We start from the raw sequence: 10184 nt of genomic DNA on the forward strand, positions 1-10184 counted from the left end.
ACTAAACATGGGGCAGGTCAAGGGGGGAAAACTTAGCACTTTCAGCCTCTCTAACCTGCCCCTCTCTTATCCCGAACTGACGTTAATCCATAGGTGGGATCAGCAATAGTCCTAGCTCGTCCTACGCGCTACGCGCTAGGAAACATTGCCTCGATTACGAGGCTGTACTGCAGTCACCTCATCAAATAAACCGAGGATCGGCCCTAACATCGCCCCAAAGACAAATCCGCCTGCGTGCGCCCAGTAGGCAATGCCGCCGCCCTGCATGCCCACATTTGTGGTGACATCCAGACTGACTAAGCCATAGAGCGCTTGCTGTACGAACCAAAAGCCTAAAAAGAGAATGGCCGGAATTCGCAGCGTTGTAATGAAAATACCGATGGGAATCAGAGTCAGAATATTCACCCTAGGATAGCGAAGGATGTATGCCCCCATGACGCCTGCGATCGCCCCACTGGCCCCCAGCGATGGAATTTCTGAAAACGGTGAGAAGTACCATTGGGTTAAGCCCGCCAGGACTCCACAGGTCAGATAGAAAAAGAGGAACCGCACCCGCCCCAACTGCTCCTCCAAATTATTGCCGAAAATCCAAAGGTAAAGCATGTTGCCGCCCAGGTGGAGCAATCCGGCATGGAGAAACTGAGAGGTGATTAGCGTTGTCCATTCGCGAATCTTATACTCCGTCATGCCGCCCGACAGTTCTAAACTCTGGGTTAAGGTTTTGGGAACCACGGCCCAGGCCTCAAAGAATTCTGTGAGAGCCTCGGACGGCAGCGACGCTTCGTACAGAAACGCCACCACATTCAGCGCAATCAGTGCATAGGTCACGTAGGGCGTAATTCGGATCGGGTTAAAGTCTTTCAGCGGAACCACGGGTGGCTATCTCAATGCAATAAACATCTCTTTGCAGCGTACTGGATTTTGGAGGTTATGCCTTTCTATCGTAAGAACGACCTCTCGCCCACCCCTAGGGTAGTTCCTTCCAAGCCTGCACCAGAATGTCATTGAGCAGACAGCGCATTTGCGGATCGAGAAGCTGGTGATCCATCAACACCTCAGCGGTCAGATCATCTAAGGACTGACCTTGCGATCGCGCAATCTGAATCACGCCAGCGATCGCCGCAGCTACCAGATCGTTGTCTACAGGTTTGTGGCGCAGTGCACTTATTTCTTCTAGGTTCTCTGGGATGGGATAATTCATATTTAGAACATCAACGGACGATAGCTGGCTCTCAGACTGTCCTTCATAGGGATCAAAGTTTTGTAAACTTTTTTAAGGGTTTTCAATGTAAACGGAAGTGTAACGCACTTTTATATCGTTTGAGATCATCTTTAGACCCAATTTTTTGGAGTTTGCCACATTAACATGCGAGAGGTTTTGTATATCGAGGTTCCCACCGCAGCTAGCGACGCGGTTTGCCAATGGCTCCACACAACCTATAAGCCATTCGCAGGGCAACCCCATCCCACACCGAGCGGCCTGCGTCTGGTCTTCCCGGCCTCGTCTACTCGGTCAGGAAGCGCTGAATTACCGGATGAGTTGGCGATCGTTATCTGGTCGGTACAGCGCACAACCTATCTCAAAGTATTTCGATGGGCGACCCAACCCGCACCCCAAGAGGCACAAATTTTACAGCACCTCACTCAGGGTATCCGCACCGCGTTTCCGCCTCAGTATCCCGCACCTCCGGTCATTGACTTATCCCAGCACTCGATTTTTGAAGCCCTAGCGCCCTATTACCCTAAAACCGTAGCCTTTTTTCAGCGGTTTCCGAATGGCGAGTACGACCTCACCCGCGCCTACTGGTGGGAGCAACGATGGCGCGATCGCGTCCGTAATCCCCAAACGCCCACGCCAATTGTGCAGCAAGTCTCGGAGGCCACCCTGCCCAACCTCACCACGCCGATGTACGACCTCATCTATATCGGTGGCGCGTTGGGTGTGATCCATGCAGCGGTGATGGCGCAGCGGGGATATCGGGTGCTGCTCGTCGAGCGGCTCCCCTTTGGGCGGATGAATCGGGAGTGGAACATTTCTCGACAAGAATTTCAAAGCCTGATCGATCTTGGCCTGTTTACCCCTAGCGAATTTGAAGGGCTGATTGCCTGCGAGTACGAGGACGGATTCCACAAATTCTTTGATGCCAACAATCCGCCCCAAGCCAAAGCTCCGATTCTCCATACGCCCACGGTGCTCAACATCGCGCTCGATTCGGAAAAGCTGCTGCGCCTGTGCGGGGAGAAACTGCGGGCTGCCGGGGGCGAGATTTGGGATGAAACGGAGTTTAAGCAGGCGGATATTTCGGCTGAACGAGTGGTTGTTCACGCCGTTGGTGCAGATGGAGGCGATCGCAGCGCCCAGGGTCGCCTACTCGTAGATGCCATGGGCACCGCCTCCCCGATTGCGTGGCAGCTCAACGGTGGACGAGCCTTTGACAGCGTTTGTCCCACGGTGGGAGCCGTGATCGATGGCGGTTTTGAACCGGGGGTTTGGGATTCTCGCTATGGGGATGTGCTGAATAGTCATGGGGACATCTCGCGGGGACGGCAGTTAATCTGGGAACTGTTTCCGGGCAAAGGGAACGAACTCACCTTCTACCTGTTCCACTACCATCAAGTCCATCCCGACAATCCAGGCTCCCTTCTGGAGATGTACGAAGACTTTTTCACGATCCTGCCAGAGTATCGCCGCTGCGACATGGATCACCTGGTTTGGAAGAAAGCGACCTTTGGCTACATTCCGGGACACTTCAGCACCAGCGATCGCGATCGCCAGGTGGCCTTCGATCGCTTGGTTGCCATTGGGGATGCCGCGTCGTTACAGTCTCCCTTGGTCTTTACCGGGTTTGGCTCTCTGGTGCGCAATTTGTCGCGGTTAACCCATCTGCTCGATACGGCGCTCCGTCATGATTTGCTTGCGGCCAAGTACCTGGATCAAATTCGCGCCTACCAGAGCAACATTGCCGTCACTTGGCTCTTTTCCAAAGGCATGATGGTGCCCACCGGACGGGCAATCGCCCCTCAACGGATCAACGCCATGCTGAACACTTTCTTTGGCATTTTGGCGAGCGAACCTCCAGAGATTGCCGACCAATTCGTCAAAGATCGGGTAAGTTGGTTAGGGTTTAATCGGATGGCTCTGACGGCGGCTTGGCAGAATCCGGCACTTCTGCTCTGGATCTGGGAACTGGCAGGCCCCCGGGATATGGTGCGCTGGATGAGGAGTTACCTCACCTTTACCGTCACCGCACTGATGGGCTGGCTTTTGGGGTGGTTACCGAATTTCACCCTGCGGATTCAGCCCTGGTGCGAGAAGCAGTATCCCGCGCTGTGGTTTTGGCTCCTAGCCCGCGCCTACGCTGTCACCGATGGATTAGGACGTCCCGCCAAGCTGAACCTCCCCTTACAGCAAGTCGCTGGGGCTGAGCCAGAAAGAATGGGGCGATCGCCCACCCTGGAAAACGTTCAAGATTCGTGATCGAGCGGTCAGATTCGTCTTTAATTTTATTCGTAAACCCGATGTTAATGGAACTTTAACCTGGACTAAATCAGGAGATTACCCAATGCTGACATTGCAAACCTATCGTAGTGTGTGATGTTGCATACATTGGATATAGATGCCATGATTTACGCCCCAATTTTTGAGGCATCTCCGCAGCCCGATCTTCGTCAAATTTTAGAAACCCTCTATCAGGGGCGTACGCTCCTCCCCTACAGTTCTGGGCAGATGATTGACCTTTATCCCGATGAGGTTGTGATCGTCTGTCGCGGCATTGTTCAGCTCGGCACCCTCTACGACAGTGGCGACGAGGCGTTACTTGGGCTAGCCTGTCCTTCCATGCCCTTTGGCATGCCCCTCACCCTCATTCGTCCCTATCAGGCTCAGGCCTTAACGGATGTTGATGTCATGCGCCTCAAACTCTACGAAGTTGAACAGTCCCCTGAGTTAGCAGTCGGCATTTTCCGGCAGGCCATGCGTCGCATTCAGCAAACGGAAGCGATTCTGGCATTGGTTGGGCATCGTCGCGTGGAGGATCGTCTGCGCCATTTTCTGCACTTGCTTAAGGAACAGGTCGGCCAAGCGGTGGACGGAGGCACTCGCCTTTCGGTGCGCCTGACGCATCAACAAATGGCTAATGCTATTGGCACAACTCGCGTCACTGTAACGCGCCTACTCAGTGCGTTCAAAGCGGAGGGATGGCTTGCGATGGATCCAAATCGGCATATGATCATGCGGGATTTGCAGAACTAGCGAACCAACGCAGTCCAACCCATGCTCTAGCGGCAGGCATCGCACCGGATGCGTTTCACGTCTATTTTGCACCAGAATCCTAGGCCACCCAACGCGGTATGGCGTTTTGCAGACTTAAACGTTAGTTAAGTGTCGCTCCGGTTTCTACTTAACCAAAAATCCAGTCACGGACTCGGATCATGCTTTTCCAGTTCGGCTTCCGAGTGAGGGCATCCTCAAAGTTATTCTGAACTTCATCGCGCAATTCCTCCGAGGCCATGCAAATTTGAGTCGCGATTTCAACGTGTGCCCGCACGCCTGTCTTCGCCGTTTCCAGCATGGCCACCGCAAGGTTCACCCGTGCCTGGGGATCTTGGGGATTGATCTTCACCGCTTTGGAGGCGGCTTTATAGGCTTGGGTGGGCTTGCTATCCAGAAGGTAAAGCCACGCAAGGCACGTCCAAGCCGAGCTACTTTTGGGCGATCGCTCACACACCTCTTTAAAGAGTGGAATCAAGGTATCAGGAGACTCTCCAGCCTGGTAGCGCTCAAGGCCGTGGTCAAATAATTCGTCAATAGTTTGAGTCATGAACCGTCGAATTTAGCGTTGTGTAGACGTTTGGCGAGGCATAAACCCCGTAACCTAAACCATCTTATCTCTTCGGACGATACCCACAGCACAACCGCACAGGTTTTTTCAGGACAAAACCTGTGCGGACTTGGATCTTCGGGCAATGCAGGTGCAGGGTTGCTCGTTAAGAGGTGAAGGACTTGCCACACCCGCAGGTTTGACTCGCATTCGGATTCGTAAACTGAAATCCGCCACCGATCAGGGAGTTGCTGTAATCCAACATCAGCCCGTATAGGTACAACATGCTTTTGGGATCGCAGACGACCTTGAAGCCATCGTAGTCAAATACTTCATCGTCTTCACGAATATTGTTGGGGTCTTCAAAGTCCATCATGTAGGACATGCCCGAACATCCCCCCTGCCGAACCCCTACGCGCAGGCAGAGATCCTTGCCTTGAGCTTCTCGGAGCGCCAAGACATGCTTCAGAGCGGCGTCCGACATCATGATGCCGCGTTGCTGTGATGGGGTTGCCTGTGTCATTTGTGCCAACAACTCCTTTTTTTACTATTCTAATGGTAACGGATTCATGGCTCTGCTTGTATTCGTTTGATGATTGAAAATTGCCGCCGCACTCCACAGACTATTCTTTTGCTTGCGGTATAACTAGGGCACAGCACGCCTTCAAACCTACCTGGCTTTATGACTTCTCTTAACCGTTCTACCTCGCGCCGACTCCAGAAACTACCGCAGACCCCTAATGTATGGGAAGGCGATCGCTGTGCCTTATCCCCTGCTATCAAGATCAAAGATGATCCTGAAAATACTCCTAAAGACTGCATTTTGTGGGTCGATGGCAGTGATGCCGTGGTGCGATCGCTCGAAATGGTGTCTGCCGAAACGGGCTACGAAGCGGTGGTGCGCGCCCTACTGCGAGCAATGGAATCCCCGAACCCGCCTGCGACGCCCGGTCGTCCCCAGAAGATCGTGGTGCGCGATCGCGAGCTTCAGTTTTACCTGCGCGGGGTGTTGCAAGACCTGAAGATTGCCGTCGAGTACGCCGCTGACTTGCCGATCATTGACGAAATTCAGCAAAGCCTTCAAAGTTTTTTGGGCACCGCCGAACCGATCCAGCTTCCGGCAGGATACGCGGTTCCGCTCCTCACTGCCGCCCGCGACATCTGGGCAACGGCTCCCTGGCAAAATTTGGATGATGCTAAGACGTTTGCCGTTGAGCTTGATTCCGAAGATGTGGGCACGCTCTACGTTTCACTGCTGGGGATGCTGGGGGAAGAATACGGCGTACTGCTCTACCGTTCGGTAGAGTCCTTAAAATCATTCCGTGAGAAGATTCTGCGTCCGGGCGCGACCCCCATGGCGATGGAGGAAGCCTTTTTAGAACAGGACTGCTTTTTCATGAACTATGAACCTGTGGACGAAGCAGAACTGTTTGCTGCCGAGTCACCGGAGGAGCGCGATCGCCTTGAGGAACTCCAAGAGGCCATGAGCGTAACCGGGATGATGCCGTCCTTTGGGATTTTGCATCCCTTAGAGGGCATGCGCCAAACGCTGTATGCCGAAGAAGCTGCGATCCTGTCCATTGCCCTGGATGCCCTAAATCGCTTTTTCCAGAAGCATTTGTCTAGCCTGGATATGGATCGCTTCCCGAAAAAGAGCGGCACGTATCGCATTCCTGATCCCATCCAGCCGAAGAAAACCGTATCGGTGACTGTATCCACGATGCCCGATCTATCGGCGGAACTAGAGGCAATGGCTCCTTCCGAGGAAGACGGGGAAGGCCTGTTGGATAACCTGGACACGCTGCGAGAACTTTTGATGTCGGCTGGCTTTCCGGTTCCGCCCAGTATGCCCGCCCTTCGGGATGACCTGCTTCCTGAAGGTGCATTTTATAGCCTGGGTTCTATTCCCTGGGACGTGCTGGATATTGTTCGGATGACGGTCAAGCATCACCAAAAGGCCGAGAAGAAGTTTCCCACCACCGCCGATGGATTTCCCGTGATCATGATCCAAACATCTCGTCCCAAAGCGCAAAAACTGATTGAGGCGTTGACAGAGGCTGAGGGCGTTAAGGCGATCGCCTTTAACCCAGGAGAAGACCCTTACTCTGGAATTCGGTACGACTTGGGCATTATCCAAACCGAAGATGGCGATATGCACCTCTTTGGCGAGTTTGATGCCGATGAAGCGACCCATATCCAAGCCCGCAAAAAATGGGATCAGCGCTGTAAGAAAACCAAAGGGCATTGCGGTTTGATTATTGCCCGTGGCGTTACGGGGGCAGCACGCGGAAACCCAGGCCCCCAGGACATGATGGCGCTGTACGAGGTGCGATCGCTCACCGGGAAAGACCTCGGTTTAGGCCCCCTGAAACTCATGCCTCAGTTCTAATTGTCACAAATCGCAATCATCGTCTGAAGAACTGTAACAGTTCCTGAACGAACTTCGATATGGGTCAAATCTGGATGATAGGATTTCGGAAAACTGTTCAGAGAAAAGTTCATGACAGAAGCGCTTACTGGACAAACTCCTAAATTTGGCGGCAGCACTGGCGGCTTGCTGACCAAGGCCGAAACCGAAGAAAAGTACGCAATTACCTGGACCAGTTCTAAGGAACAGGTGTTTGAAATGCCTACGGGCGGAGCAGCCGTTATGAACGAGGGAGAGAATCTTTTGTATCTCGCTCGTAAAGAACAGTGCCTAGCACTGGGACGGCAGCTTCGAACCAAATTTAAGCCTAGAATCGAGGACTACAAAATTTACCGAATTTTCCCATCGGGGGAAACTCAGTATCTCCATCCGGCGGATGGTGTATTCCCTGAGAAGGTGAATGAGGGTCGTGGCCCTGTCAATAGCGTTCCTCGCAATATTGGCAGCAACCCCGAACCTGCAACCGTTAAGTTTAGTGGGAAAGCCACCTACGAACCTTAACTTGCCACCCTTGGCAAATCTTGGGAAGTACATTTAAAGTCCTTTTCGATAGTTATAGACGGAGGTGGATTAGTCCATCTCCGTTTTTTAATGCGCGGTTGGTTGGGCGATCGCCCCATTTTTCGTGATTTGTGATGCTGACCAATCCTCAGAATTGAGTCATAGTGATACTAAGCACCCCCATTCATCAGCCCTTGCCGAGCATCTACAAACGCTTTCTACAAACGCTTCAAGACCCCTAATGCGAGATTGCGAGGGGTACTGATGAAGTTAACGGATAAACACCGCCGATCGAACCTCAACAGAATTTCAACGTCTGTATGGAATCCAAAGTTTCCGACCGAGTTGCCGCCTTTATTCTGCGTCAAAATCGCAACTCCCGTTACGAGTTGCTGATGTTTCGCCCTTTGGATCGGGAAAAGGATTCGATTCAGCTACCGGGCGGAGGGGTCGATCCCGGAGAATCGCTAGAACAAGCCCTTCATCGCGAAATTCATGAGGAAACTGGGCTGACCAACCTACCAATTGTCCGCAAATTGGGAGTTTTTGAGCGGTGCTGGCTGGATACGGGTAACACGAGTCGCCGCCACTGTTTTTTGTTGAAAACCGTATCGGAAACCCCCGATGAATGGGTTCACGTTGTTCACGGCAATGGTTCGGATGCGGGCCTGCGATTTTTCTATTTCTGGCATCGTCCTAGCCTTAACTTTCCCCTTTCCCACTCGTGGCGCTACTTTTTGAGTCCACGCTATATCCCTGAGCTTTTTGATACCGAACGGTAGAGGCGTCATTCGTAAGAGAGATAGAGGAGAATTACGACGATTTTCTCTAGGATGAAAGAAAGTCATTTCGGCGCGATCGCCCCTTTTGCGATGATCTCTACTCCGTCCCCAAAATCTTCGATCCTGATGCCCTGGCTAACACTGGCGGCAATTGTGGGTACATTTATCGTCAATGTTCTCTCCAATATCTACCCCCTCAACGGGATGAGCATTGGTGAACTATCCAACACAATGTTCGCTGACGTCCTGATCACCCCGGCTAACTATGCCTTTGCCATTTGGGGGGTCATTTACCTGGGGCTCTTTGCCTTTGGCACCTATCAAGTAGCGCCTGCCCAACGCTCTAACTCCACCCTCACCCCCATTCGTCCGTGGGTGATTGCTGCCTGCGTCGCTCAGATTGTCTGGGTGTACCTGTTTCTCTCACGCCTGTTTGTCGGATCGCTGGTCGCTATGATCGCGATTTTGGTTTCACTGATCATGGTCTACCTCCAATGCCAGCGGGCAGAACGCCTCACACGAGCCGATCGACAGTTGATGAATCTGCCGTTCAGTATCTATTTGGGCTGGATTTCCGTGGCCACCGTAGTCAACGGGGCGATCGCCCTCTATAGCGTCGGTTGGACAGGCGGTGGCCTTGCACCTGCGGTGTGGACAGCGGTGATGCTGGTCGTGAGTGGGGCGATCGCCCTTGTCTTACTCTGTCAATACCGCGATATCGCGTTTCCTGGGGTTGTGATTTGGGCGGCAGTGGCGATCGCCCTCCGACAGGCAGCAATTCCCACGATCGCCTGGACGGCGTGGGGGGTAGCGATTGGGTTGGGACTGGCGATCGCCGTTTCAACCTTGATCTACCCAACCAACGTGCCACGGTCGCGGATCTAGCGCTCACTGAATGCCCCAGCGTCGTCGCCAGTTCGACGTGGATTCGCGATCGGTTGCCTGCTGCTGTTCCTGCGCATGGCGAGCCAGAATTTCGGCGGCAGAATCGGCCAACGTCGGATCACGGTAAGGAATAGCGGCACAGGTGCGTAGATGCTCTTGCTCCATCACGGATAGAGGAATCAGTTCGGCGGCATGATGCTGGGCAACGGTTCCCTGCGACCATTCATGGGGTAAATGGTCAGCATCGGTAAGGGGCAGGGTGCCGATGTGGAGTCCGGCTTCCTGCATGGCGGCACGAACGGACGCCGAGCGGGAATAGGTGGCTAAGGTTCCCTTTGGCGAAAGGCAAGCGGCCACCTGCTGAAAAAATTCCACGGTCCAAAGTTGGGGACAGCGACGCGGCGAAAAGGGATCGAACAGAATAGCATCCGCCACAAATCCGGTTTGGGCGAGCTGCTGAATCGTTTGCCGCGCATCGCCAATCCAGAGTTTCGCTTGAAGATTTGGCCATTCGCACCCGTAATCCTGGGCGATCGCCCGTAAGGCATGCTGTACTGGACTAGACCAGCTTTCCAAAAGCGGAGGGGCGATCGCCGCTAGGGGCACCGTCGCATCCAGTTCCAAACCGACGACCTCAACCCGACAAGTGGGATTCACCGCCCAGATGGTCTCCAGGGCAGCGGCGGTGTTGTAGCCCAGTCCATAGCACACATCCAAAATCCGCACCGTTTTTGCTGCCGCACGCTGGATCAGTTGGGTCGCTTGGGC

General features: G+C 53.5%; 11 protein-coding genes. 6 read left to right on the plus strand and 5 right to left on the minus strand.

Features of this window, described 5'->3' with window-relative positions; genetic code table 11:
- Positions 1 to 135 precede the first annotated feature (135 nt).
- Both IGR76_13195 and IGR76_13200 read right to left on the minus strand, forming a co-directional pair.
- A complete protein-coding gene (locus IGR76_13195; protein ID MBF2079434.1) occupies positions 136 to 873 on the minus strand; it encodes a rhomboid family intramembrane serine protease in 738 nt (245 codons plus the stop codon).
- Between the two features lie 94 nt (positions 874 to 967).
- On the minus strand, positions 968 to 1201 hold the full coding sequence (locus tag IGR76_13200; protein ID MBF2079435.1) for a hypothetical protein: 234 nt from the start codon (positions 1199 to 1201) through the stop codon (positions 968 to 970).
- A 165-nt stretch (positions 1202 to 1366) separates the two neighbouring features.
- Here IGR76_13200 and IGR76_13205 point away from each other — a divergent pair, with 165 nt between their 5' ends.
- Positions 1367 to 3478, plus strand: a complete 2112-nt coding sequence (locus IGR76_13205) for a flavin-dependent dehydrogenase (GenBank protein MBF2079436.1) — start codon at positions 1367 to 1369, stop codon at positions 3476 to 3478.
- Positions 3479 to 3622: 144 nt separating this feature from the next.
- Positions 3623 to 4252 carry a Crp/Fnr family transcriptional regulator gene (locus tag IGR76_13210; GenBank protein ID MBF2079437.1) on the plus strand — a complete coding sequence of 210 codons (630 nt, stop codon included), beginning with the start codon at positions 3623 to 3625 and terminating at the stop codon, positions 4250 to 4252.
- A gap of 148 nt (positions 4253 to 4400) precedes the next feature.
- On the opposite strand, the gene IGR76_13215 is transcribed toward IGR76_13210, so the two are convergent.
- A complete protein-coding gene (locus IGR76_13215) occupies positions 4401 to 4820 on the minus strand; it encodes a hypothetical protein (GenBank protein MBF2079438.1) in 420 nt (139 codons plus the stop codon).
- Between the two features lie 166 nt (positions 4821 to 4986).
- The gene (locus IGR76_13220; GenBank protein MBF2079439.1) at positions 4987 to 5343 is read right to left on the minus strand and encodes an iron-sulfur cluster assembly accessory protein; all 357 of its coding nucleotides are present in this window, start codon (positions 5341 to 5343) and stop codon (positions 4987 to 4989) included.
- 159 nt (positions 5344 to 5502) lie between these two features.
- Between IGR76_13220 and IGR76_13225 the strand changes: the two genes are divergently transcribed.
- The 4 genes from IGR76_13225 (at position 5503) to IGR76_13240 (ending at position 9416) form a co-directional block, all read left to right on the plus strand.
- Positions 5503 to 7209, plus strand: coding sequence for a hypothetical protein (locus IGR76_13225; protein ID MBF2079440.1), 1707 nt, complete (start codon positions 5503 to 5505; stop codon positions 7207 to 7209).
- A 111-nt stretch (positions 7210 to 7320) separates the two neighbouring features.
- Positions 7321 to 7749 (plus strand): photosystem I reaction center subunit II, encoded by a 429-nt coding sequence (locus IGR76_13230; protein MBF2079441.1) that lies wholly within the window; start codon positions 7321 to 7323, stop codon positions 7747 to 7749.
- Positions 7750 to 8069: 320 nt separating this feature from the next.
- Positions 8070 to 8531, plus strand: a complete 462-nt coding sequence (locus tag IGR76_13235) for an NUDIX domain-containing protein (protein ID MBF2079442.1) — start codon at positions 8070 to 8072, stop codon at positions 8529 to 8531.
- A gap of 90 nt (positions 8532 to 8621) precedes the next feature.
- Entirely contained in the window at positions 8622 to 9416 is a 795-nt protein-coding gene (locus IGR76_13240) for a tryptophan-rich sensory protein (GenBank protein ID MBF2079443.1), read from the plus strand.
- Between the two features lie 3 nt (positions 9417 to 9419).
- On the opposite strand, the gene IGR76_13245 is transcribed toward IGR76_13240, so the two are convergent.
- A partial coding sequence (locus tag IGR76_13245) for a hypothetical protein (GenBank protein MBF2079444.1) occupies positions 9420 to 10184 on the minus strand: 765 nt, incomplete at its 5' end.

The organism is Synechococcales cyanobacterium T60_A2020_003 (assembly GCA_015272205.1).
Taxonomy (GTDB): domain Bacteria; phylum Cyanobacteriota; class Cyanobacteriia; order RECH01; family RECH01; genus JACYMB01.

Excerpts from the sequence above, each read along its gene's own strand:
- IGR76_13200 (MBF2079435.1), bottom strand. The coding sequence starts at position 1,201 with ATGAATTATCCCATCCCAGAGAACCTAGAAGAAATAAGTGCACTGCGC.
- IGR76_13205 (MBF2079436.1), top strand. The coding sequence starts at position 1,367 with ATGCGAGAGGTTTTGTATATCGAGGTTCCCACCGCAGCTAGCGACGCG.
- IGR76_13210 (MBF2079437.1), top strand. The coding sequence starts at position 3,623 with ATGATTTACGCCCCAATTTTTGAGGCATCTCCGCAGCCCGATCTTCGT.
- IGR76_13215 (MBF2079438.1), bottom strand. The coding sequence starts at position 4,820 with ATGACTCAAACTATTGACGAATTATTTGACCACGGCCTTGAGCGCTAC.
- IGR76_13220 (MBF2079439.1), bottom strand. The coding sequence starts at position 5,343 with ATGACACAGGCAACCCCATCACAGCAACGCGGCATCATGATGTCGGAC.
- IGR76_13225 (MBF2079440.1), top strand. The coding sequence starts at position 5,503 with ATGACTTCTCTTAACCGTTCTACCTCGCGCCGACTCCAGAAACTACCG.
- IGR76_13230 (MBF2079441.1), top strand. The coding sequence starts at position 7,321 with ATGACAGAAGCGCTTACTGGACAAACTCCTAAATTTGGCGGCAGCACT.
- IGR76_13235 (MBF2079442.1), top strand. The coding sequence starts at position 8,070 with ATGGAATCCAAAGTTTCCGACCGAGTTGCCGCCTTTATTCTGCGTCAA.
- IGR76_13240 (MBF2079443.1), top strand. The coding sequence starts at position 8,622 with ATGATCTCTACTCCGTCCCCAAAATCTTCGATCCTGATGCCCTGGCTA.